The sequence below is a fragment of the Caballeronia grimmiae genome (genome assembly GCF_000698555.1).
Lineage (GTDB): Bacteria > Pseudomonadota > Gammaproteobacteria > Burkholderiales > Burkholderiaceae > Caballeronia > Caballeronia grimmiae.
The window spans coordinates 124,899-148,078 of sequence record NZ_JFHE01000013.1 but is presented as its reverse complement, the minus strand read 5'-3'; the positions used below and the strand labels follow the sequence as shown (position 1 = coordinate 148,078).

Genomic DNA, 23,180 nt, shown 5'->3' with positions numbered 1-23,180 from the left:
CCAGTCGTGCGCGTGGACGATGTCCGGCTTCTTGACGCCGCGCACGCCTTGCGCGACACGCACGGCGGCCGCCGACAGCGTCGCGAAGCGGACTGCGTTGTCGGGATAATCGCGGCCCTGTGCATCCTGATAAAGCCCGGTGCGCGCATACAGTGCATCGCAGCGCAACAAAAGCACCGGCACGCCGGTATCGGGCATGCGCGCGCGCAAGAGCGAGGCATCGCCGCCGGGGAGATCGTGAAGCGTGCAGACCTTGCTGACGTCCACCGCCGTGGCGAGGGCCTTGGGGTACGCGGGCAGGAGAATCGTGGCGTCGACGCCGGCTGCGCGCAGGGCGGCGGCGTATGCGCTGACCATGTCGCCGAGGCCGCCGGTCTTGGCGAGCGGGACGGCCTCGGAGGCGACCAGCAGAACGTTCAAAGGCAAAGTGGACTCCTGTGCGGGCAAACGCGGGGCGATGGCCATGCACTCGTGCACTCGACATCGGTGACGAGGACCAGCCGGGCCGCGCATTCCGGGTACTGATCGGTGAATTCTTTTTGGCTTGCGCAGTGCAGCAATGTGCATGCCACGACCCTGTCCCGTATGTGCGCACTCGCACGATCATTTCGGACTTAGGTTCGACGAGGGCCCGGTGTCGCGCATTTCGCAACAGCGCAAAAGCTCATGCGCGTGCCGCGTGTAAAACTGACAGCGGCGTGCGTCGCGTTTTTACACAGGGCGTTAAAAGCGTATCGAGGTGATGTGAAGGGCGCGTTACGCGCGGCGCATCGGCCTTAGCTGCCGACCATGCTGGCCGCGATGTTCACCGACAATCCGAGGACCGCCAGGTTGAAGAAGAACGACAGTACCGATTGCGCGAGCGCCGTGCGGCGTGCGTCCCGGGAGCAGAGCACCACGTCGGACGTCTGCGAGGCGACGGCGATGGTGAACGAGAAGTACAGGAAATCCCAATAGTCGGGTTTGAGGTGGCGGTCGGGAAACCTGAGCGCGGGGTTGCCGGGTGGCGAGCGATAGTAATGCCGCGCGTAATGCAGCGTGAACATCGTCGGGATGAGAAACCATGCGCCCAGCATCGTCGCGCCGGTCAACGCATAGTTCAGATACGCATGCGTGCCGACACTCTTCGCCGCCGCCAGTTCCACGACGATCGCGACGACGCTCGCAACCGCCGCGAGGCTGACGATCATCAGCACGGCGGCGGCGTTTTCATCCTCGCGCTCGGCGAGCGCCTGCACGTTGCTTTGCCGCGTGGTGGCCATCCGCAGCCAGATGAGCGCGAGATACAGCCACACGGCCGAGTCCCAGCCGATGAGCGCGCGCACGATCGGCCGCACGTTCCCTGGAAGGAGAGCGGCGACGCAAAAGCCGACCGCCAGGCCGATCAGGGCGCGGGGACGGGTGCGCAACACGGGTGGGAGGATATTCATCGTCTCGACGGGGAAACGCGGCAGTCAGCGATTATCACTGACGCGCCTTACAGACGCATGTGCAAGTGATGGCCGCAGCGCCTGCTTTCGGGCGACAATCGGATCGGAGACCATTTCGAAACGCTGCCGCCGCTCGCCGCCGAAAACGCAGCGAAAAGCGACCCAGCACGCACACCGGCCGTTGAGCCGGCGCTAAGATTCGACGCATGAATGATCCTACCTATCCCGTCGTCTGCAGGCACCCAGCCAATGAGATCGGCCGCGATTTCGTCGTCGGCGATCTGCATGGCTGCGTCGATGCGCTGCGTTATCTGTTGCGCGAGATCGGCTTCGACGGCTCGCGCGATCGTCTGTTCTCGGTCGGCGATCTGATCGATCGCGGCACGGATTCGCTCGCCGCAATCGAGTTGATCGACAAGCCGTGGTTCTATCCGGTGCTCGGCAATCACGAGGATTCGCTGATCGCGGTCGCGACTGGCGCGATGCGTCGCCAAGCCTGGTACGCCATCGGCGGATCATGGGCCGAAACGCTCGCGGACGAGCAGCTCAAGACGCTCGCCACGCGGCTTGCGCGCTTGCCGCTCGTGCGCGTCGTCGGCGAAGGCGAGCGGCGTTTCAACGTGCTGCACGCGGAGTTCTTCGGCAGCGACACCGATCTCGACGCCGCCGAGTTCGCGGACCAGACGCGCAGCCAGATGCTATGGGGCCGCGGCCTTGCGCTCGGCAATGCGGACCCCGGCCTGCAACGCGGTCTCTCGCCCACGTACTGCGGCCACACGCCGATGCGCGCGGTGCGGCAGATCGGCTCGCAGATTTTTATCGATACCGGCGCGTTCGCATCGGAAGGGCGGCTCACGATCGTCGAAGCCGGCACCGACGAACGATGGTCCGTGAAGGAGCGCTGGGCCGCGTCGGAAGGCGCGCGGGAGCTGGCGTTGCCCTAGCGGCACGGGCGTTGCTCAATTCCTCGCCATGAATCGAAAGCAAACAGGCGAGGCAGGCAGTGGCGACCATCGAAAGCAACGGGGCTAAGAGCGCGAGCGGTGCGCAAAACGACAACGCGGCAGTCTGCATCGAAGACTTGCCTCCCGGCCTCCGATACGTCGACGACTCGCGGCGCGGCTACACCCGCGAATGGATCGACGGGGAGTTCGTCTACTTCAATACGCAGGGCAATCGCATCGAGGACGAGGCCGACATCCGGCGCATCAAGGCGCTCGCGATCCCGCCCGCCTATACCGATGTCTGGATCTGCCCGGACTCGCGCGGCCATCTGCAGGCCACGGGCCGTGATGCGCGCGGACGCAAGCAGTATCGCTATCACCCGCAGTGGCGCGAAACCCGCGATGCGAACAAATACGAGCGCATGCTCGCGTTCGGCGCGGTGCTGCCGAAGCTGCGGGCGCGCGTCACACGCGATCTCGCGCTCGACGGCATGCCGCGCGACAAGGTGCTCGCCACCGTCGTGCGGCTGCTCGATACGACGCTGATCCGCGTCGGCAGCGAGGAATACGCGCGGGAGAATCGCTCGTACGGGCTGACGACGCTGAGGAAGCGGCATCTGAAGGTATCGGCGGGAACGCTGCGCTTCAAGTTTCGCGGCAAGAGCGGCATCGAACACGACGTCGCCGTGAGCGATGCGCGCGTCGCGCGAATCGTCAAGCGCTGCATGGACCTGCCGGGCCAGGACCTCTTTCAGTATCTCGATGCGGACGGCACGCGCCACGGCGTGACGTCGTCGGACATCAACGAGTATCTGCGCGAGATCACCGGCGCGGATTTCACGGCGAAGGACTATCGGACGTGGGCGGGCAGCGTGTTCGCGCTCGCGGCGCTGCGCAAGCTGCAGTGGGAGACCGTGACGGAGGCGCGCAAGCACATCGTCGGGACAATCAAGGAAGTGTCGCAACTGCTCCGCAATACGCCGGCCGTCTGCCGCAAGTGTTATGTGCATCCGGCTGTCATCGAGGCGTTCGAAGCGGGCGAACTCGCTGAAGCGCTGCCCGCGTCGCGCCGTCACGGACTCAAGACCGATGAAGCCGCGCTCGTCATCTTTCTGGAAAAGGAGGCGAAGCGCCGGGCGCGCGAGGCGGCGCGCAAGAACCGCAAGGGCGCAGCCGCAAGCGATACGCGGCTGACCGGCATGCTCGCCGAATCGAGCCGCAAGGCGCGCGCCGGTGCGCTGAAGGGAAGCGCCAAGGATGCGGCGGTCCAGGCGATCGAGACCGTCGCGCGCAAGACCGCGCCGAAGGCCGCGCGTCCGGCGACGAAGAAGCTGTCGCGCACGCGGACATCGACGGCGGTCGCGATCCGATGATCGCCTAGCCGACCTGATTCAGCTCGAACACGTAGTCGATCGTTTCGCCGTTCCAGTTGTATTCGAGATACGCGGCGTGATGGCAGTCGCGCAGCATCGTCGTACGCAGCGCAGCGAGGCATTCACCCTGCGGATCGCGCACCGACGGATACGCGATGCCCGGTGCGCCCGCCGCCCGGATCGCACGCCCTAGCGCCTTGCCGGGCGCGTAATCGTCCGGCGCGAGAATGCGCGGATCGAGACCCGCCTGCGCGATGCGATCGCCCGTTAAATCGACGACCTCGCCCCGCGCGACGACCGTGTAGAGGCGCATCTGCTGCCGCAACGGCGCTTCCTTCGTTGCGGCGAGGAAGAGACCGGCGTGATAGCGCGTCTCCGCGATGGCCGTGCGCCGCTCGCGGGCGCAATAGAACACGCCGTAGCTGCCGTCGGAAAAGCGGCTGCCGCTCGGATTCAAATGCGTGAAAGCGGCCATGATCGGCCCGCATCCCGGCCCGAAGCAGCGTTCGTCGGGTGGCACCAAATCCAGTTCGCCGGTCTCGGTGCGCAGGCGGTCGTTGGTCATTGCTTCGAGCGCGTAGAGGGCGTCGAAATCTTGCGGCGACGCGACGCGGTCGAACAGATTCACCGCCGGAAAACGCGTCGGAATCACCCGATACGCCGGCGACCAGTCGAGTTCGCCATGCGGCCAGCGCGCCCGCCAGTTCATTTCAGCCTGCTTGTCGTTCACGCCCAGCCGCCTCGCATCGCGTCGAGATATTGGCGCACGGCGACGAGATCGCTGATATTGCCCGCCAGCATGCGATCGAGCGCCGGCTTGCCGCCGAACGGCGGCGCGGTGTTGGGACGCCTGACCCAGGTATCGGCGGCGTGCGGTTCGGGCAGCAGAATCTGCAGCGCCTTGTAGATGCCGAGAATCAGCGACAGGCGTTCGAGCGTGTCACGCGGCAGCCGCGCCGATTCGGGCGTGTTCTTCCATTTGAAGTACGTCGAGCGGCCGGGCGAGCCGAGCAGCTTGATCTGCTCGTCGGCTGACAAGGCCCAGTCGCGGGCGATGTTGATGAACGCGCGCAGGCCGGCCGCAGACAAGTCGCCGATATCCGGCGTGGGGCGCGGGACCGGATGTTCGGTCGTCGCCGAGGCAGCGCGTGCGGCGTGAGGCATGTCGTTAAGTCTCCAAAGGAACTCTTAACGCATGGTAGTCCATATATGGATTTATACAAGCGATATTTCGCCTGCGCGCGACGACTGCGGGTTAATCTTCGTCTTCCGGCAGGGTGTAGCGGCGGCCGGGAACGTGAGATTGCAGTGCGTCGGCGATATCGGACGGCGTGCAATCGGCCGGCACCACGCAGCGCTGCAGATGCGGATCGCTCTTCAACGACCACTCGACCATCCGGTACGGCTGACCCCAGGGCGGCTCGATCGGCGCGGACAGACGGCATCGGCTCAGCGTCAGCGCGGTATGGCTGCGCATCGCGCGGGCAAGATTGGAGAAGGATGAACGCGTGGCGGCGTTGCTGGACATGGCACATTCCTCACGTTGACGGCCCCGTTGGGCCAGATGGCGAGTCGAGTGTGTCCGCGGATAATTAAGCCGCGCTTAATCGGCGGTAACGCAATGCCGCGTGCGGCGAAAAGCCGCTTCCATGTTCCAATGCGTTGGGATACGCCGGTCAAGAGGCGCTTCGGCATTTTCACCACGCGCGGCGTCGTTTGTTTGCCGGCGGGCCGGCTTACTGTATATTCGTACAGTTGTCCGCAACAAGGAGTGTGCCGATGATATCCCGCAACGATTCGCTCGAAGCCGCCGCGCTCGAACGTTTCATGCGCGCGACACGCGCGGTGAACGCCGCGTTCGACGCCACTCGAGGCGAGCCGGCTCTGGAGTACGGCGCGCGCTCCGTGGCGCGTTCGCAGCAGCGCCTGGACGACGCACTGCGCGAACTCGAAACGTCCGAGCGCTCGCTCGACGCCATCCTCTCGCGCAGCGCGCGTCAGGATCATTAGAGGCAACAGGGGCATAAATCGATGGAGCGAAACGACTTGAAACTCGCATTCCTGACGATCGCTTTCGTGTTGAGTTCGTCGCCGGTAGCGGCGGCGACGCATTACACGGAAGTCTGGAATCCGCCCGAAGTACACGTGGTGAAGGGCAAGAATAAGGCGCATGGCGCATCGCGCACGGCCGCGAAGAAGAAGCGCAAGAGCGCGACGGCAGTCAAGCAGGTGGCCGACAAGGCTTCCATCGATCAGCCGGTCGCCGCGTCGCCGCGCAAGGGCAATTCGCGGAAGCAGACTGAGCCGGTCATCCCGCGCAAGATCGATCCGAACGGACAGGTCATGCGCGTCTGAATAACCGGCGCGACAGCCAGAACGAGAAAGGGGCGCTCCATCGAGCGCCCCTTTCTTTTTAGCCGGCGACAGGGCGCTTATAGGCGTCCCATCAGCAACAGAACAATCACCACGACCAGCACGACGCCGAGAATCCCGCTCGGTCCGTAACCCCAGCTACGGCTGTGCGGCCACGATGGAATGGCGCCGATCAGCAGCAAGATAAGCACGATCAACAGGATGGTTCCGATTGTCATTTGACTTCTCCTTGTAAAAGATCGCGCGACCATCCGGCTCGACGTGGCCTCCCCCAGGCAGCCGCACGTCGGAGCGAGCGGCGCAATGCCGCCGGCCGTTTGGTGTTGCGATCGACAAGGAGCAGAGAGCAGCATCCGTGCCATTGGCGCGAAACCCTTATGAAACAAGGCGCGGCGCGCTCCCGGCGACGCAGGCGCGAACTCTGGCGATTGTCAAAAGGAAAGAGTTGATCGAGCGCCTTGAAAGAATTGCATTGGGGTCGGTGTCAAAATATTCCGCGGAAGATCCAGAACAGCAGGCCGGCCAGCGCGATCGAGACCGGCAGCGTCAGCACCCACGCGAGCGCGAGGCTTCGCACCGTGCGCCATTGAAGGCCGGAGCCATTCGCGGCCATCGTGCCGGCAACGCCCGACGACAACACGTGCGTCGTGCTCACGGGCAGCCCGTAGGCATCGGCGGCGCCGATGGTGACCATCGCGACCAGCTCCGCCGATGCGCCTTGCCCATAGGTGAGGTGCGTCCTGCCGATGCGCTCGCCGACCGTCACCACGATGCGCTTCCAGCCGACCATCGTTCCCAGTCCCAGCGCGACCGCCACGGCGACTTTCACCCACGTCGGGATGAACTTCGTCGCGTGATCGAGCTGATGCCTGTAGTTGTCGAGCACGGCGCGGTCGTTCGGCGCGAATGCAGGCGCGTTCTGCTTCCCCATCAAGCGCAACGCTTCCGACGCGATGTACATCTCGTTGCGCACGTTGCGGACATTGCCTTGCGGCACGGCGGCGATCGTCTCGCTGGGGCGGATCTGCGAATCGATGGAATCGATCAGCGCCTTCAGCGATGCGACGCTATCCGGCGCGAGCGTTTTGGTCTGCACGTAGCGTTCGACGCGCGCACGCGCATCCGCACCGGGAGACGCGTCGCCGGCATAACGCTGCAATGCCTCCGATGCGCTGTGGCTTACCGCAAGGAACGTCTGCGTTTCGCCCGAGGTCACGGCCTTGTTGAGCGCGTACGCGGTCGGCACGGTGCCGATCAGGATGAGCATGATGAGGCCCATGCCTTTCTGGCCGTCGTTTGAGCCGTGCGCGAACGACACGCCGGTGCACGTCAGGATCAGCAAGCAGCGAATCCAGAACGGCGGCGGCGTGTTCGGCTTCGGCTCCTTGTAGAGCGCAGGCACGCGCACCACGAGCTTCAGCACATAGAGCAGGAAGCCGGCAAGGACGAAGCCGATAATCGGCGAAAACAGCAGCGACTTGCCCACCGACACCGCCTGGCTCCAGTCGACGCCCGACGTGCCATTGGTCCCGTGCAGCATCTGGTTCATCAGGCCGACGCCGATCACCGAGCCGATCAGCGTGTGCGAACTGGAAGACGGCAGGCCGAGCGCCCACGTGCCGAGGTTCCAGATGATCGCCGCGATCAGCAGCGCGAAAACCATCGCGAAGCCCTGTGAACTGCCGACGCCGATGATCAGTTCCACCGGCAGCAACTGCAGAATGCCGAAGGCGACCGCGCCACTGGACACGAGCACGCCGATGAAATTCCACGCACCGGACCAGACGACCGCGAGGTTGGGCGTCAGCGAGTGCGTGTAGATGACTGTCGCGACGGCGTTGGCGGTATCGTGGAAGCCGTTGACGAATTCAAAACCGAGCGCGATGAGCAGCGCAACGCCGAGCAGAATGTAAGGGAACGCGGACGATTCGCGCACCGGCGCCAGATCTTCCAGCAGATGCATGACACAGTAGACGGCGCCTGCCCCGATTGTGAGCAGGAATACGAGGAAAGCGAGTCGTTGCCCCGGCGTGCGGCCTGCGCGGGTGTTCGGAAAGACGATCTGGTTCATGGCGCGTCCTTGAGCCTGGAACATTGCGGAAAGGGCCATGTTTGCTGGCGCGCGTGTCGGTTTCGTGAACGCGTAAGCCTTTGTTATTTCATATGAATGCGCCGAAGAGAACGCCGATATAATCGCCGCGCCCTTCCTGACCAGCCACGACACGATCGATGACCAAGACGACCCCGCCCGCGCCGCGCGATCTGCTCGAACTCGGCGGCTCGGTGTGGCTGAAAAGCGGCGGCGAGACGCTCGGCGGCGCGGCGCGCATCGCGCTGCTGGCCGCCATCCGCGATACGGGTTCGATCACCGCGGCGGCCAAAGCCGTCGGCATGAGCTACAAGGCGGCGTGGGACGCGATCGATACGATGAACAATCTGGCCGGCGAACCGCTGGTTGCCAGCGCCACCGGTGGCCGCGGCGGCGGCGGGACGAAGCTGACGGCATCGGCGTTGCGGATCATCGACACGTATCAGGCCGTCGAGCGCGAGCATCGCAAGTTTCTGAGGCGGGTAGGTGAAGCCATCGAAGGCTTCGAGGACGATTGGCGACTGATCGGGAGACTGGGATTGAGAACGAGTGCACGCAATCAGTTGGCGGGAAAGGTCACGAAGATCAGGCGCGGCGCGGTCAACGACGAAATCGAGCTTGGATTGCCGGGCGGGCAGACGATCGTCGCGGTCGTCACGCATGAGAGCACCGAGACGCTTGGTCTCACGGAAGGCAGCGATGCGTTCGCGCTCATCAAGGCCTCTTGGGTCATGCTGATGGAAGACGCCCCGGCGAAGCTGTCGGCGCGCAATCAGTTGCGCGGGACCGTCGCGAGCGTGACGCGCGGCGCGGTGAACGCCGAAGTGACGCTTTCACTCGACGACGCGACGACCGTCACCGCGATCATCACCAACCAAAGCGTGGACACGCTCGGCCTCGCGCCGGGTCAGAAAGCGGTGGCGGTGGTGAAGGCGTCGAGCGTGATCATCGGCGTGAACGACTGACGACCGAGCGCGCGAAAACGCGATGGTCAGCTCAGGCCATCGCGGATTATCTGGACGTCGGTCCGGCGATCCGGCTTGTGATAGCTCTTCGACTTCCAGAGCGCCCGCACGTAAGGGTACGGATGGCCAGACAATCCGAGCGCGATTTCGGTGATCCAATGCTGCGTCGGCACGGGTACGCCATGCAGCGCCACGACGACGGCGGCCAGGCTCGCCGCTACCGGCATCGGCGAGAGCTTGCCCGGCTCCGCGCGCCATGCAATGTGCACGAACGCGAGCGATACCGCCGCGCCGAGCATGCAGCCGGCCACTACTTCCGACACCGAATGCGCGTTCACCACGACACGCGACCCGCTGACCACCACGCCCAGCAGCAAGCCGATCAGAACGCCGGCTCCCCGAATCGAGCCGCGCGCGGGCAACAAGGCGACGAATATCGCGACGGGCAGGACGGACGTCGCCATGTAGGCGTGCCCGCTGATACCGGTGAAGTCCACATGCCGGATTCCAATTCCCCATCCGATGAACGCGATTTTGCTCACCGCGACGAGCGCGCTGCCGACGCCGAAGAGCGCGACCCATTCGATCGTGTATTTCCAGCGATAGCCGAGCGCCAGCCACGCAGCCGCGGCGATGGCGACGGGCAGCATGACGCCCGTGCCGCCGAGGGCAGTGATGCTCATCCAGACTGAAAAGGGCAAATCGAGGTTCATTGTGTTCGCGTGGTATGGGCGTTGCTGCACTGCGGCAGACCGACCACTTAATTGTGTGCGAAGCCGAGGAGTATACCGGTTCGGACCAGGCCGAATTTGTCGGAAAGAGCTATCCGCTTACGGCGCTCATCCTCTGTTTAAAGCGGACATCGTGTGATAAGCGCCGCCAAAATTCGTTTGCGTGCGCTGAGCGCGTTCACTCAGAAAACGAATTTAATGTTATTGTGCAATGCAGCAAGATGCGCGTCTGTTTGTCGCGCACTAATTGAATCAACGTTTGTGGAGAGCCCAGCCGAATGTCGAAAAGCCTTACCAAAGTCTGGTTGCGCGGCTTGAGACGCCTGGTCGCTGGCCAAGTGGACCTGAAACCCCTTCCGAAGCCGCGCGCCGCGACCAAGCCGGTGCGCGCGAAAACCGTTAAATCGAATATCAAGCCCGGCACAGCGACCAAAACCACCGTCTCGCCGCGTACTCTGGCGCGCCCCGAAGTCCGCGAGTCGCGGGTGCGGCCGCGTGCGTCGGCGTGGGCGCGAGGCAAGTGGGATCGCTCGTATCATTCCGCGCCGCCGACAGCCGGGCGGTTCGTCAATCACCTGTCGTACGCGCTGTACATGCCGCCGAAAGCCACGCTCGGCAAACTGCCGCTCGTCGTGATGCTTCACGGCTGCCAGCAGACCGCCGACGAATTCGCGCAAGGCACGCGCATGAACCTGCTCGCCGACAAGTACGGCTTCGCAGTGCTGTACCCGGAACAGTCGAAGCACGAGCATCCGCATCGCTGCTGGCACTGGTACGACGATTCCAGCGGCGCGGGCGGCGGCGAAGCGGCGTCGATCGTCTCGCTCATCAACGCGGTCATCGCGAAGCACGATTTCGACGCCGAGCGAATCTATCTGGCGGGCATGTCGGCGGGAGCGGGGCTTTCGGCGATGCTGGCGGTGCGCTATCCGCAGCTGTTCGCCGCGGTCGGCCTTCATTCGGGCGTCGTGTTCGGCGAAGCGACGTCGGCCATCGGCGCGATGGACGTCATGCGGCGCGGCAGCCGCTCCGATCCGGTGGCCCTGATCGACGCAGCCGTCGATGTGCGCGACTACCCGGGCATGCCCGCGGTGATCGTCCACGGCGAGCTCGATTCCGTCGTCACGTCGGCGAATGCGGATCAGCTTACAAAGCAGTTCTTGCGGCTGAACGGTTTCATCGATGCCGCGGGCAATCGCCGCGCGGGCGATGTCCGCGAGGAAACGCAGGACGACGGCGTCGTGCGCGATTACTTCAAGAACGGCCGGCGCGTGGTGAAGACGTCGATCGTTCGCGGGCTCGGCCATTCGTGGGCCGGCGGCGACGATACGGTCGCGTTTCACTCATCGAAAGGGCGGGATTCGGCTGCGCTGATGTGGGAATTCTTCAAGCATCAACGCCGTTCCAAAGAAGCGGCGCAGGCTGCGTTCGTCGCGTAAGCGGCGGCGCATTGTTTCGACTGTTGCAAAATGATCTTTAGTATCAGTGTTCTAGCGTAAAAGGCTGGCGTCGCATCAGGGATTACCCTATAATCGCTTCTATAGGTAGTTACCCCAGTATTCCAGCGAGGCCAACCATGTTCCTGCTTTCCCGCTTTTTCCTGTTTCTGACCAAGTCCGCTGACCAGCGCGATCGCGAGCGCGACGACGAGTACCTCGCCGAAGCGACCGACATTTACGATCTCGAATATCGCATGAAGAAGCTCGATCAGCGCGCAGCGGCGCGTCATCCGTCGTGGATGTCGAACTAAGCTTTATCGCTTCATCGTTCTAAGCTTTATCGCTTCATCGTTCGCGGTGGATGTGAAAATGCCGGCTGTCAAAGCCGGCATTTTCATTTGCGCGAGCGATTCGGCTTACGCGCCGGACACATCCGACGCATTCGGCAGGTCGGGCGTATCGGGCGACTGAACGCCGAAGCATCCGCGATACGTCGCGTAGAAGGAACAATAAAGCGCCGTCGTGACGAGGATGGATGCCGGCATCAGCACCGCGAACGCCATTTCCTGGCCGACGCCGATCGCCTGCATCAGCGCCGTCAGCCCGAACGACACTGCCAGCGCAACCGCGATCCACAACACGCCGTATAGAACGAAGGCGCCGCGATTGCGCCAGCACGAAACGAGGCTGAAGAACAGCGCCTTCGCCGTCGGCACCTCGTGCCACGCGATGAGGATCGGCGCGAACCAGAAGAGCATCGCGATGGGCAGATAACACGCCATCGCGACCAGCACGGCGAGCGGATTGAAGCTCGCAGCGACGGTCTCCGGATCGCCGGAAGGGCCGTTGCCCATCATCAGGTTGAGCAGCGTGCCGCCATCGACGAGCGCCGAGATGCCGAAGATCACGCCCATCGCGATGATATACAACACCCCGAGCACCAGCAGCCGGCGCGCGACCGCATTGCCGTAGGAGCGAAAGCCATCGACGAGAATGGTCGGCCACACCGGCTTGCCCGCGATGGTATTGCGGCATGCCGACATGAAACCCACCGCGATACCCGGAATGAACAGCAACGGCAGCAACGGGCCGATGAGCGGCACGCGCGAGATCAGCGTCATCACGAACAGATACGCGAAGAACAGCGTCAGGAACGCGAACGGGTTGCGGCGGAACAGCCAGATGCCCTGGCGGAACCATACGTAGCCGGTTTTGGCGGGAACTTCGATCAGTCGCATGGATGAGTTGCCGGGTTACCGTTGGGCGTGAGAGGAAGCGGCATGGATTCGCTCGCGCAGAATGCGTTCGAAATGACCGGGATCGTGCGGTTTCAGCAACTCCGCCTCGCGCGGGCGATGGAAGTCGTACAGCCGCGAGACCCAGAAGCGCATTGCGCCGGCGCGCAGCATGTCGTTCCAGTGACAATCTTCGGCCGGCGTGAACGGACGCACGGTCTGATACGCGCGCAGCAGGGCATCGACGCGAGCGGGATCGAGCGCGCCCGTTTCCAGGTCGGTGCACCAGTCGTTCACGGTGACGGCGACATCGAAGAGCCACTTGTCGACGCCTGCGAAGTAGAAATCGAAGAAGCCGCCGAGGCGCACGTGCTGCCGGCCGTGCGCGAACAGGACGTTGTCGCGGAACAAATCGCAATGGCACGGGCCTTCGGGCAGCGTGGCGTAATCCGCCGAGGCGAAGAACGCCGCCTGATGCGCGAGTTCGGTTTCGATGAGTGCGCGCTGGCTGTCGGTCAGAAAACTGGCGATGGCCGGCACGTTCTCCTGCCACCACGACAGGCTGCGCAGGTTCGGCTGATGCCGCGCGAAGTCACGCCCCGCGAGATGCATGCGCGCGAGCATTTGCCCGACTTCGATGCAGTGCGCGGGCGTCGGCGCAAGTTCCGGCGCGCCTTCGAGCTTCGTGACGATGGCCGCCGGTTTCCCCTTCAGCATGCCGAACAGCGAACCGTCGCGGCGCGGCATCGGATCGGGCACCGGCACGCGATGCGACGCGAGATGCCGCATCAGATCCAGATAGAACGGCAACTGCGTCGCGGTGAGTTTTTCGAAGATCGTCAGCACGTACTGGCCGTGCGTCGTCGTGAGAAAGAAATTGCTGTTCTCGATGCCCGAGTGAATGCCGCGAAATTCGACGACATCGCCGAGATCGTAGTGTTGCAGCCAGTCGCCGAGTTCGGCGTCAGTGACGGGGGTGAATACGGCCATGCAGAATACGTCGATCTGGTGGATGGCCCGAGCGGGCCGAATGAAGGAGCCCGCTGCTGACGAGCGGGCTTGGGACTATCTTACTGGCGTCAATAGCGCAGATTGACGGATGGCAGGCGCGTGCTCGCCTTGCCGTTGTCGCGCACTTGCGGCGACGTATCCGCAGGCGCGCTCATCTGATAACGCGTGCCGAAATTCGACTGCACGTTGATTTCGACGGGCTTGCCCTTGTCGCGATACTCGGTGATCTCCGTGCCGTTCGAGCTGAGTTCATGGAAGCTCGGCTTGCGCGGCGGCGAGATTTCCACCTTCGAGCTGACGTTGGCGGGCGGGCGGTTGATGGCCTTGAGATCCGGAAGGCCCGCGGCTTCTTCCGGCGACATGGCTTGTTGCTTGGCCGGTTGTGCTGCCGGGTCCGCTGCCGATTGTGTGGCGTTGGGCACGGGTTGCGCGAAAACGCCAACGCTTGCGGCGGCGAGGACTGCCGCGGCGGCAGAAAGAAGGGGCTTCATGGGAGTTCTCCAGGCGATGGCGGATTCTAGCAAACCCTAACGCAAGCGAAGCATTGCCTTATTCTGCGCCGCTTTTGCGGCTCGCGGCATTGCGCAAAAAAAAGGTGCACGCGGAGGCACCCACGCGATGAGGGGCTTCATGGTTCTCACTTTCTTCCGTGTTAATGTGATTTATCACGAGGGCACAAAGACACGCACAAGACCATGACAAACGACCGCACTCAAAGCACTCAGGGCACGCCCGCGAACGACTTCCCGACCGAATCCTTCGACGATCCGGCCGCCGCCGTCACGCGTCTGTCCGCGATCTACGAAGCAAACACCGCCTTTCTGCGCGATGCCTTCGCGCGGTATCGGCGCAACGAGCAGTTCACGCATCGCGTGCGCGCGTGCTATCCGTTCGTGCGCGTGCGGACCGAGCTGAACTCCCAGATCGATTCGCGGCGCTCGTACGGCTTCGTCGCCGGGCCGGGCATCTTCGAGACGACGCTCACGCGCCCCGATCTCTTCGGCGATTACTATCGCGAGCAATTGCGGCTGCTCGCGAAGAATCATCACGTGGGCATCGAAGTGGGCGTGTCGGCGCAGCCTATCCCAATTCACTTCGCATTCGCCGAGGGCATCCATCTCGAGGGCGATCTCGACCGTGATCGCCTGCTCGCGATGCGCAATGTCTTCGATACGCCCGATCTCGCATTGCTGGATGATCGCATCGTCAACGGCACGTACGAGCCGGCCGCGGGCGAGCCGCATCCGCTTGCGCTTTTCACGGCGGCGCGCGTGGATTTCTCGCTGCATCGGCTGCGCCATTACACGGCGACTTCCCCGACGCATTTTCAGAACTACGTGCTGTACACGAACTACCAGTTCTATATCGACGAGTTCGTGAAGCTCGGTCGCACGATGATGTCGCGCGCCGACGATGAAGAGACGCGAGCGTATCGCAGCGAGTATTCGTCGTTCGTCGAGCCGGGCGATGTCGTCACGCACAACGCAAATCTCGACGCGCAGCCGGAGGAGGGCGCTCCGCTCGCGCGCCTGCCGCAGATGCCGGCGTATCACCTGAAGCGCGCGGACGGCAGCGGCATCACGATGGTGAACATCGGCGTGGGGCCGTCGAATGCGAAGACGATCACGGATCACATCGCGGTGCTGCGTCCGCATGCGTGGATCATGCTCGGACATTGCGCGGGCCTGCGCAACACGCAGCGCCTCGGCGACTACGTGCTCGCGCACGGCTACGTGCGCGAGGATCATGTGCTCGATGCGGACCTGCCGCTCTGGGTGCCGATCCCGGCGCTCGCGGAAGTGCAGGTGGCGCTGGAGAAAGCGGTGGCGCAGGTCACGCAGCTGGAAGGCGTGGAACTGAAGCGCGTAATGCGGACGGGCACGGTCGCGAGCGTCGATAACCGCAATTGGGAACTGCGCGAACATCGCGAGCCGGTGCAACGGCTGTCGCAAAGCCGCGCGATTGCGCTCGATATGGAAAGCGCGACGATTGCCGCGAACGGCTTCCGCTTCCGCGTGCCGTACGGGACGTTGCTATGCGTGTCGGATAAGCCGCTGCATGGCGAACTCAAACTGCCGGGGATGGCGGATCAGTTCTATCGTGCGCAGGTCGACCAGCATTTGCAGATCGGCGTGAAGGCGATGGAACTGCTGCGGATGAACGGGTTGTCGAAACTGCACTCGCGGAAGTTGCGGAGCTTTGCGGAGGTGGCGTTTCAGTAGGCTGTCATCGTTGGCGGGCGATCTTGCGTTGCGTTTGCGTCGCCCGTCTGCGCGATCCTGGCAATTACGTCCTGCTCGTATGCGTACCATGCTGCAAGGCAGGGCTTGTCCACGCACTTCTGTTGCCGGTAATTCCACTGCTTGCGGAGCCTTTCTGCAAGCGCTGCCTTGTCGACGACGGCGCCTTGTGCCCGTTGCACCAGTTGCGCAAGAAGCAAGTCTGCGGTAGCCAGTTCTACGTCGTGGCAAATCAGATATTCGGGGGTTGAACGCGCTCTTGTACAGTCGAAGCTCGTTTGATAGGTGCCCGCATTTGCATCCTGAGACTGGCGCATTAGCTCATCCTCGTAGCGCTCTTCTTCAGTGAAAGGAACACCGCGCGTCGCTGCTGCGTACTTTGTTAGCTTGAAGGCTTCAATGAATCTGACTACCGCTTCCAGATCCCGGCGGTTATACGCAGCAGTCAACAACTCGACGATCGTCGACTCTCCCTCCTGCCTTTGCAGGAATGTTTTCCAGTCAGGATCGTTGATGATTTGGCCCAATTCGGGCTCTCGCCGCATTACTTCCGCTAGGAATTGCTGCTGCGGGTCAAGCCGAGACCCGGCAGTGATTGCCTCGTTTTCATTCTGCAGTGGCGCTTGGGTGGCGGCCGTTTCACCCGCCCGACCACTCGACGAACGTTCATTTTCAGGCGCGGGCGGATTCGCTGCGCTAACGGGCAAGGCGACGCGTTCATCAGCGTCGACCAGTGTGTCGTGCAACTGAGTCACGATTATTGCGGCCAGAGCCATCGCTCCGAGCAGAGTGCTCGCCCACAGCACGAACATACGCCAACGGGAAAATCGGTCCGGTCTCTTCCGCGTCGAGAACGCCCATAATGTACAAGTAATGGGTAAGAATCTGACGACTCCCATCGCCGCCGCGATGACTAACGCTGTCATCTGCGGTATGTCGCCGGTAATGACTAGCTCAGTGAGACGAGAAACGATCGGGCGGGATATTGCTTCGCCTAGAATCGCCCATACGCCAGCGCCCAGAAATGCGCAAACCCATAGGGCGCTGTTGAGAAGCCTGCTATTCCTGATATCTGCCATGCTTTGCTCCGACTGCTAAGTGTGTCGACGCAAAGCTTACATTTAGGGATGCTGATACTTGTGAAAATGCGTCCGAGCGCCGGACTAACCGAAGTCAGAAGTAGCGGACTGACGCGCAGGCAGAAAGGCCCTATTCGAGAGCCTTTTCGGACCAAAGCTACAGCCTCACAGATAAAACATCCGATCCTCATCGGACTTGCCTTCAGCCGGCGCCTCGACCGCTTCCTCGCGATCTTCATAGAACCGCAGCACCGCATCCAGCACCTGATCGGGTTCGTCGATGACCTGCATCAGATCCAGATCTTTCTCGCTGATCACGCCATTGGTGAGCAGCGTGTTCTTGAACCAGTCCAGAAGCCCCGCCCAGAACTCCGCGCCGACCAGCACGATCGGCACATGACGCGACTTCTTCGTCTGAATCAGCGTGAGCACTTCGGCCAGTTCATCGAGCGTGCCGAAACCGCCGGGCATCACGACGACCGCATCCGAGTTCTTGACGAACGTGACCTTGCGCGTGAAGAAGTGACGAAAGCGCAGCGAGATGTCCTGCCACTGATTGCCCGACTGCTCGTGCGGCAATTCGATGTTCAGGCCAACCGACGGCGACTTGCCCGCATGCGCGCCCTTGTTGGCCGCTTCCATGATGCCGGGGCCGCCGCCGGAGATGACCGCGAAGCCCGCATCGGAGAACTTTTGAGCAATTTCGATGGTGCGCTGATAGTACGGCGACTCCGGTTTCAAACGCGCCGAACCATAGATACTGATGGCAGGGCGGATCTCCGAGAGGTACTCGGTCGCCTCGATAAACTCTGCCATAATCGTGAACATCTGCCACGACGCGCGAGCCTTCTTGGCCGTCGCGCGCTCTTGATCTGCGAGCGATCGCAGACTCGGAATCACTTTTCTCTTGTTCATAATGCCTGAAGAACTCAGTCTTGAAGGTAAGACCCTGCTATTGGTCGACGGTTCTAGCTACTTGTACCGGGCTTACCACGCGATGCCAGACCTGCGTGGTCCCGACGGCGGTCCCACCGGCGCACTGTATGGAATGGTGAACATGCTGCGGCGCCTGAGGCGCGAAATCAATGCAGAGTATAGCGCGTGCGTCTTCGATGCAAAGGGCAAGACCTTCCGCGACGACTGGTACGCCGACTACAAGGCCAACCGTCCTTCCATGCCCGACGACCTCTCGAAGCAGATCGAGCCCATCCACGTCGCAGTGCGTGCGCTCGGCTGGCCGCTCGTCATGATCGAAGGCGTCGAAGCCGACGACGTCATCGGCACGCTCGCCGTTCAGGCCGAGAAGCGCGGCATGAAAGTGATCGTGTCGACGGGCGACAAGGATCTGGCTCAACTCGTGACGGATCATGTCACCCTCATCAATACGATGACCAACGAAACGCTCGATCGCGCGGGCGTCGTGAACAAGTTCGGCGTGCCTCCGGAGCGCATCGTCGATTATTTGTCGCTCATCGGCGATACCGTCGACAACGTGCCCGGCGTCGAAAAGTGCGGCCCCAAGACCGCGCTCAAATGGCTCACGGCATACGAAACGCTCGATGGCATCGTCGCACACGCCAGTGAGATCAAAGGTGCGGTAGGAGACAATCTGCGCAAGGCTCTCGACTTCCTGCCGATGGCCAGAAAGCTCGTCACCGTACACACGGAATGCGACCTCGCTTCGCAGATTGCGTCGATCGAAGAGACGTTGCCGAGCCGTCCCGAAGCGCGCGACGAACTGCGCGATGTCTTCCTGCGTCACGGCTTCAAGACGTGGCTGCGCGAGATCGAAATCGCCGATGCAGTGGAAGGCCCGACCGACACGCCGCCCGCCGAAGTCACCGAGATCGTTCATCACTACGAGACCGTGCAGACGTGGGAACAGTTCGATGCCTGGCTCGCGCGCATCGAGGGCGCCGAGATCACATCGTTCGATACCGAAACCACGTCGCTCGATCCGATGGTCGCGCAGATCGTCGGCATTTCGGTGGCGGTTGAAGCGGGGCATGCCGCGTACCTTCCGGTCGCGCATCGCGGGCCGGATGCGCCCGTGCAACTGCCGCGCGATGAAGTGCTCGCGAAGCTCAAGCCCTGGCTCGAGGATGCATCGAAGAAGAAGGTCGGACAGCATCTGAAGTACGACGAACAGGTGCTCGCGAATTACGGCATCGACTTGCGCGGCGTCGAGCATGACACGCTGCTGCAATCGTACGTGCTGGAATCGCATCGTCCGCATGACATGGACAACCTCGCGCTGCGGCATCTCGGCGTGAAGACCATCAAGTACGAGGACGTCGCGGGCAAGGGCGCATCGCAGATCGGCTTCGACGAAGTGGCGCTCGACAAGGCCGCCGAATACGCCGCCGAAGACGCGGACGTCACCTTGCGTCTGCATCAGGCGCTCTATCCTCAGGTCGCCGAAGAAGAGGGCTTGTTGCGCGTCTATCGCGATATCGAAATGCCGACATCGCGCGTGCTGCGCAAGATCGAACGCAATGGCGTGCTGATCGATCGCGAGAAGCTGGATGCGCAAAGCAACGAGATCGCCAAGCGGCTCATCGAATTGCAGGCGCAGGCGTACGAACTCGCGGGCGGTGAATTCAATCTCGGATCGCCCAAGCAGATCGGGCAGATCTTCTTCGAAAAGCTGGAGTTGCCCGTCGTGAAGAAGACGCCGAGCGGCGCGCCTTCCACCGACGAAGAGGTGCTGCAGAAGCTCGCCGAAGACTATCCGCTGCCGAAGGTGCTGCTCGAACATCGCGCGCTGTCGAAGCTGAAATCCACCTATACGGACAAGCTGCCGCGCATGGTCAACGCATCGACGGGACGCGTGCACACGAACTATGCGCAGGCCGTCGCGGTGACGGGGCGGCTGTCGTCGAACGAGCCGAATCTGCAAAACATTCCGGTACGGACCGGCGAAGGGCGGCGCATTCGCGAGGCGTTCATCGCGCCGCCGGGCTGCAAGATCGTGTCCGCCGATTACTCGCAAATCGAGTTGCGCATCATGGCGCATATCTCCGGCGATGAATCGCTGATGCGCGCGTTCAGACAGGGCGAGGACGTGCATCGCGCGACAGCTTCGGAAGTGTTCAGCGTGACGCCGCTCGAAGTCGACAACGATCAGCGACGCATCGCGAAAGTCATCAACTTCGGCCTGATTTACGGCATGAGCTCGTTCGGGCTGTCATCGAATCTCGGCATTACGCGCGATGCGGCCAAGCTCTATATCGACCGCTATTTCGCGCGATATCCGGGCGTCGCCGCATACATGGACACGACACGCACGACCGCCAAAATGAACGGCTTTGTCGAGACCGTGTTTGGGCGGCGTCTGTGGCTGCCCGAGATCAACGGCGGCAGCGGCCCGCGCCGTCAGGCCGCCGAACGCGCGGCCATCAATGCGCCGATGCAGGGCACCGCCGCCGACCTCATCAAGATGTCGATGATCGCGGTGCAGGACTGGATCGAAAGCACGGGCATGCGCACGAAGATGATCATGCAGGTCCACGACGAACTCGTCCTCGAAGTGCCGGAAGAAGAACTGCCGGACGTGAGGAAGCGTCTGCCCGAACTCATGTGCGGCGTCGCTGAACTGAAGGTGCCGCTCGTCGCGGAAGTGGGCGTCGGCAACAACTGGGAAGAGGCGCATTGAGGGTTCGGCGCCGCGCGCATGTCCGGCATGCGACGGCGGCGCTTGTCGATGCGACGCCGGCTCGCGCACAATGAAGCGAAGCGCCCACATGCAGCGCGTACTAGCGCACTCGATTCCAACGCCATAGGGAGAAGCTCCATGCATCGCTTCATCATCGTCGGCGGCGGAGCCGGCGGTCTCGAACTCGCGACGCGTCTCGGCGACCGCTTCGGTTCGAGCGCCGGCAAGCCGGACACCAAAGCGCCGCGTGCGCAGATTACGCTCGTCGACCGCAATCCGACGCATATCTGGAAGCCGCTGCTGCATGAAGTCGCGGCAGGCAGCATGGACCCCTTCACGCAGGAACTCGAATACGCCGCGCAGGCGCTATGGCACGGCTTCGAGTTTCAGCAGGGCGAACTGATCGGGCTGGATCGCGCGCAGAAGCGCATCAGGATCGGTGCGCTGCGCGACGACGAGGCGGGCGAACTGCTGCCCGAGCGCGAACTGGATTACGACACGCTCGTGCTCGCCATCGGCAGCACCACGCATTTTTTCGGCGTCGAAGGTGCGCAGGAGTTTTCGATTGCGCTCGATACCGTCGGCCAGGCGGAGCTGTTTCGCAAGCGGCTGATCGCAGCGTGCATGCGCGCCGAGCACGTCGTGCCCGAGCCGGTTGCGGCGGGAATCGAGGAAAGCGCGCCGCTGCCCGCTGTGGAAGCCGCGCCCCGCATTCAGGTGGCGATCGTCGGTGCGGGCGCGACGGGCGTCGAATTGTCGGCGGAACTGCGCAACACCGCGCAAGTGCTGGCCGCTTACGGGCTGCACAAGCTCGATCCGAAGCACGACATCGGCATCGTGCTGATCGAAGCGGGGCCGCGCATTTTGCCGGCGCTGAAAGAGAGCGTGTCGAGCGCCACGGCGGAACTGCTCACCAAGCTCGGCGTTCGTCTGATGACCGGCGAGACCGTCGCCCAGGTCACGCGCGATTCGATCCGCACGGCGAGCGGCAAAATCATTCGCGCGGATCTGACCGTGTGGGCGGCGGGCATCAAGGCGCCCGCGGTGCTGTCGCAGCTCGACGGCTTGCCCACCAATCGTCTCGGCCAGTTGATCGTGCGCCGCACGCTGCAAACGGAAATCGACGATAACGTCTTCGCCCTCGGCGATTGCGCCGCGTGCCCGTGGCCCGGCACGGAGCGCAACGTGCCGCCGCGCGCGCAAGCGGCGCATCAGCAGGCGAGCTTTCTGTTCGCGGCATTCGAGCGCCGCATGCAGGGCAAGCCACTGCCGGAATATACGTATCGCGATTTCGGCTCGCTCGTGTCGCTCGGGCGTTATAGCGCGGTCGGCAATCTGATGGGCGGGCTGATCGGCGGCAACATGCTGATCGAAGGGCTCTTCGCGCGCTTCATGTACATGTCGCTGTACCGGCTGCATATCGCGGCGCTGCATGGCTACGCGCGCATGATGCTCGATACCGTCGCGCACTGGCTGCGCCGGTCCACCGCGCCGCGCGTCAAGCTGCACTGACGGCGCGCATCCGCACGGCAAAGCTGTTTAGAATGAGCGGCGCGCCGATGTCCGGCGCGCCCGGGCATGCGGCCTTCGCCCGTGATAGTCGTCCAGCGCCGCGCTGCATGATGTTCAACGAGAAGCGCGGTTTCCGGTTCAGCGCCATCGACGGTACGCGGCCCGATACAGCCGACGCCCGCATCGGCGGCGCCTTGGCGGCTCTTGCCGCAGGAGCTTCGTATGCTGACCCCCGAAGTCGACAGCCTCATCCCCCACGTTCCGTTCGATCGCCGCGGCTTCATCAAGGCCGCATTGGGCACCGGCTTCGCGGCTGCCGTGCTGCCGGTCTCCGCACAAACCATTCATACCGATAGCGACGGTCTCGAGGCCGGTTCCATCGCCGTGCGCGGCGCGGACGGCACGCTCGTGCCGGCGAATCGGGCGCAGCCGAAGGGCAAGACGCATCTGCCGGTGATCATCGTGATTCACGAGATTTTTGGCGTGCATGAGCATATCGCCGATATCTGCCGCCGCTTCGCCAAGCTCGGCTATCTCGCGATCGCGCCGCAGCTTTTCACGCGCCAGGGCGATGCAGCGTCGATGCCGTCGATCCAGCAGATCAACGACCAGATCGTCTCGAAGCTGCCGGACGCGCAAGTGCTGTCGGACATCGACGAGACCGTCAAATGGGCGGGCGAACATGGCGGCGATACGAAGCGTCTGGGCATTACCGGCTTCTGCTGGGGCGGGCGCATCACGTGGCTCTACGCCGAGCACAATCCGAACGTGAAGGCGGCGGTCGCGTGGTACGGGCGGCTCGTCGGCAACAAGACCGCGACGACGCCGAGCAATCCGATCGACAATGTCGGCGAGCTAAAGGCGCCGGTGCTCGGACTGTATGGGCGGCAGGATCAGAGCATTCCGCAGGACACCATCGAGCAGATGAAGCAGGCCATCGCGAACGGGCCGCAGAAAGCGCGCGGTTCGCAATTCGTCGTGTATGACGATGCCCCGCATGCCTTCTTCGCCGATTATCGTCCGAGCTATCGCAAGGCCGACGCCGAGGACGGCTGGAAGCGCGCGCTCGCGTGGTTCCGCGAGCACGGCGTCTGAAACCGACGG

Annotated in this window: 24 protein-coding genes; 11 read left to right on the top strand and 13 right to left on the bottom strand. The window is 63.2% G+C overall.

Annotated features, from left to right (window positions below):
• Positions 1–426, bottom strand: a 426-nt coding sequence (locus BG57_RS16000; RefSeq protein ID WP_174447226.1) for a glycogen/starch synthase, incomplete at its 3' end; no start/stop codon positions are given.
• A 350-nt stretch (positions 427–776) separates the two neighbouring features.
• A complete protein-coding gene (locus tag BG57_RS15995) occupies positions 777–1,430 on the bottom strand; it encodes a DUF1345 domain-containing protein (RefSeq protein WP_035966083.1) in 654 nt (217 codons plus the stop codon).
• Between the two features lie 206 nt (positions 1,431–1,636).
• Here BG57_RS15995 and BG57_RS15990 point away from each other — a divergent pair, with 206 nt between their 5' ends.
• Together BG57_RS15990 and BG57_RS15985 are read left to right on the top strand one after the other, a co-directional pair.
• Entirely contained in the window at positions 1,637–2,374 is a 738-nt protein-coding gene (locus BG57_RS15990) for a metallophosphoesterase (RefSeq protein WP_035966082.1), read from the top strand.
• A gap of 68 nt (positions 2,375–2,442) precedes the next feature.
• A complete protein-coding gene (locus BG57_RS15985) occupies positions 2,443–3,747 on the top strand; it encodes a DNA topoisomerase IB (RefSeq protein ID WP_052005846.1) in 1,305 nt (434 codons plus the stop codon).
• A 4-nt stretch (positions 3,748–3,751) separates the two neighbouring features.
• On the opposite strand, the gene BG57_RS15980 is transcribed toward BG57_RS15985, so the two are convergent.
• The 3 genes from BG57_RS15980 to BG57_RS15970 form a co-directional block, all read right to left on the bottom strand.
• Positions 3,752–4,456, bottom strand: coding sequence for an RES family NAD+ phosphorylase (locus BG57_RS15980; protein WP_035966122.1), 705 nt, complete (start codon positions 4,454–4,456; stop codon positions 3,752–3,754).
• A gap of 17 nt (positions 4,457–4,473) precedes the next feature.
• Positions 4,474–4,911 (bottom strand): MbcA/ParS/Xre antitoxin family protein, encoded by a 438-nt coding sequence (locus tag BG57_RS15975; RefSeq protein WP_035966077.1) that lies wholly within the window; start codon positions 4,909–4,911, stop codon positions 4,474–4,476.
• A gap of 91 nt (positions 4,912–5,002) precedes the next feature.
• Complete coding sequence (locus tag BG57_RS15970) at positions 5,003–5,275, bottom strand: DUF2866 domain-containing protein (protein WP_035966076.1); 273 nt, start codon at positions 5,273–5,275, stop codon at positions 5,003–5,005.
• Between the two features lie 251 nt (positions 5,276–5,526).
• On the opposite strand from BG57_RS15970, the gene BG57_RS15965 reads away from it, so the two are divergent.
• Together BG57_RS15965 and BG57_RS15960 are read left to right on the top strand one after the other, a co-directional pair.
• Complete coding sequence (locus BG57_RS15965) at positions 5,527–5,757, top strand: hypothetical protein (RefSeq protein ID WP_035966075.1); 231 nt, start codon at positions 5,527–5,529, stop codon at positions 5,755–5,757.
• Positions 5,758–5,793: 36 nt separating this feature from the next.
• Complete coding sequence (locus BG57_RS15960; protein ID WP_035966118.1) at positions 5,794–6,102, top strand: hypothetical protein; 309 nt, start codon at positions 5,794–5,796, stop codon at positions 6,100–6,102.
• A gap of 77 nt (positions 6,103–6,179) precedes the next feature.
• Here BG57_RS15960 and BG57_RS31640 read toward each other — a convergent pair whose 3' ends face one another.
• Together BG57_RS31640 and BG57_RS15950 are read right to left on the bottom strand one after the other, a co-directional pair.
• Positions 6,180–6,338 carry a DUF3309 family protein gene (locus BG57_RS31640; RefSeq protein ID WP_035966072.1) on the bottom strand — a complete coding sequence of 53 codons (159 nt, stop codon included), beginning with the start codon at positions 6,336–6,338 and terminating at the stop codon, positions 6,180–6,182.
• Between the two features lie 266 nt (positions 6,339–6,604).
• Positions 6,605–8,191, bottom strand: a complete 1,587-nt coding sequence (locus BG57_RS15950; protein WP_035966071.1) for an inorganic phosphate transporter — start codon at positions 8,189–8,191, stop codon at positions 6,605–6,607.
• 158 nt (positions 8,192–8,349) lie between these two features.
• Between BG57_RS15950 and BG57_RS15945 the strand changes: the two genes are divergently transcribed.
• Complete coding sequence (locus BG57_RS15945; RefSeq protein ID WP_035966068.1) at positions 8,350–9,174, top strand: TOBE domain-containing protein; 825 nt, start codon at positions 8,350–8,352, stop codon at positions 9,172–9,174.
• A 26-nt stretch (positions 9,175–9,200) separates the two neighbouring features.
• Here the strand turns inward: BG57_RS15945 and BG57_RS15940 are convergent, their stop codons facing one another.
• The gene (locus BG57_RS15940; RefSeq protein ID WP_229753849.1) at positions 9,201–9,857 is read right to left on the bottom strand and encodes a phosphatase PAP2 family protein; all 657 of its coding nucleotides are present in this window, start codon (positions 9,855–9,857) and stop codon (positions 9,201–9,203) included.
• Between the two features lie 326 nt (positions 9,858–10,183).
• On the opposite strand from BG57_RS15940, the gene BG57_RS15935 reads away from it, so the two are divergent.
• Positions 10,184–11,344, top strand: coding sequence for an extracellular catalytic domain type 1 short-chain-length polyhydroxyalkanoate depolymerase (locus tag BG57_RS15935; RefSeq protein ID WP_035966064.1), 1,161 nt, complete (start codon positions 10,184–10,186; stop codon positions 11,342–11,344).
• Positions 11,345–11,481: 137 nt separating this feature from the next.
• Positions 11,482–11,655, top strand: a complete 174-nt coding sequence (locus tag BG57_RS31635; RefSeq protein ID WP_075583151.1) for a DUF3563 family protein — start codon at positions 11,482–11,484, stop codon at positions 11,653–11,655.
• A 105-nt stretch (positions 11,656–11,760) separates the two neighbouring features.
• Here BG57_RS31635 and BG57_RS15930 read toward each other — a convergent pair whose 3' ends face one another.
• The 3 genes from BG57_RS15930 to BG57_RS15920 form a co-directional block, all read right to left on the bottom strand.
• Positions 11,761–12,582: a BPSS1780 family membrane protein gene (locus BG57_RS15930; RefSeq protein WP_035966062.1), complete on the bottom strand. Its 822-nt coding sequence runs from the start codon at positions 12,580–12,582 to the stop codon at positions 11,761–11,763.
• A gap of 15 nt (positions 12,583–12,597) precedes the next feature.
• Positions 12,598–13,569, bottom strand: coding sequence for a homoserine kinase (locus BG57_RS15925; RefSeq protein ID WP_035966060.1), 972 nt, complete (start codon positions 13,567–13,569; stop codon positions 12,598–12,600).
• 89 nt (positions 13,570–13,658) lie between these two features.
• Positions 13,659–14,081, bottom strand: a complete 423-nt coding sequence (locus BG57_RS15920; protein ID WP_035966059.1) for a hypothetical protein — start codon at positions 14,079–14,081, stop codon at positions 13,659–13,661.
• 204 nt (positions 14,082–14,285) lie between these two features.
• Between BG57_RS15920 and BG57_RS15915 the strand changes: the two genes are divergently transcribed.
• Positions 14,286–15,812 (top strand): AMP nucleosidase, encoded by a 1,527-nt coding sequence (locus tag BG57_RS15915; RefSeq protein ID WP_035966058.1) that lies wholly within the window; start codon positions 14,286–14,288, stop codon positions 15,810–15,812.
• Here the strand turns inward: BG57_RS15915 and BG57_RS34320 are convergent.
• Together BG57_RS34320 and BG57_RS15905 are read right to left on the bottom strand one after the other, a co-directional pair.
• Entirely contained in the window at positions 15,806–16,909 is a 1,104-nt protein-coding gene (locus tag BG57_RS34320) for a lysozyme inhibitor LprI family protein (RefSeq protein WP_052005842.1), read from the bottom strand. The genes BG57_RS15915 and BG57_RS34320 overlap by 7 nt on opposite strands.
• A gap of 165 nt (positions 16,910–17,074) precedes the next feature.
• Positions 17,075–17,824 carry an LOG family protein gene (locus BG57_RS15905; protein ID WP_035966057.1) on the bottom strand — a complete coding sequence of 250 codons (750 nt, stop codon included), beginning with the start codon at positions 17,822–17,824 and terminating at the stop codon, positions 17,075–17,077.
• A 1-nt stretch (position 17,825) separates the two neighbouring features.
• Here BG57_RS15905 and polA point away from each other — a divergent pair, with 1 nt between their 5' ends.
• The 3 genes from polA to BG57_RS15890 all read left to right on the top strand — a co-directional run bounded on the left by polA (position 17,826) and on the right by BG57_RS15890 (position 23,171).
• Positions 17,826–20,564, top strand: a complete 2,739-nt coding sequence (gene polA, locus BG57_RS15900) for a DNA polymerase I (RefSeq protein ID WP_035966056.1) — start codon at positions 17,826–17,828, stop codon at positions 20,562–20,564.
• A gap of 138 nt (positions 20,565–20,702) precedes the next feature.
• The gene (locus BG57_RS15895) at positions 20,703–22,076 is read left to right on the top strand and encodes an NAD(P)/FAD-dependent oxidoreductase (RefSeq protein WP_035966055.1); all 1,374 of its coding nucleotides are present in this window, start codon (positions 20,703–20,705) and stop codon (positions 22,074–22,076) included.
• 222 nt (positions 22,077–22,298) lie between these two features.
• On the top strand, positions 22,299–23,171 hold the full coding sequence (locus BG57_RS15890; protein WP_035966054.1) for a dienelactone hydrolase family protein: 873 nt from the start codon (positions 22,299–22,301) through the stop codon (positions 23,169–23,171).
• Positions 23,172–23,180 lie beyond the last annotated feature (9 nt).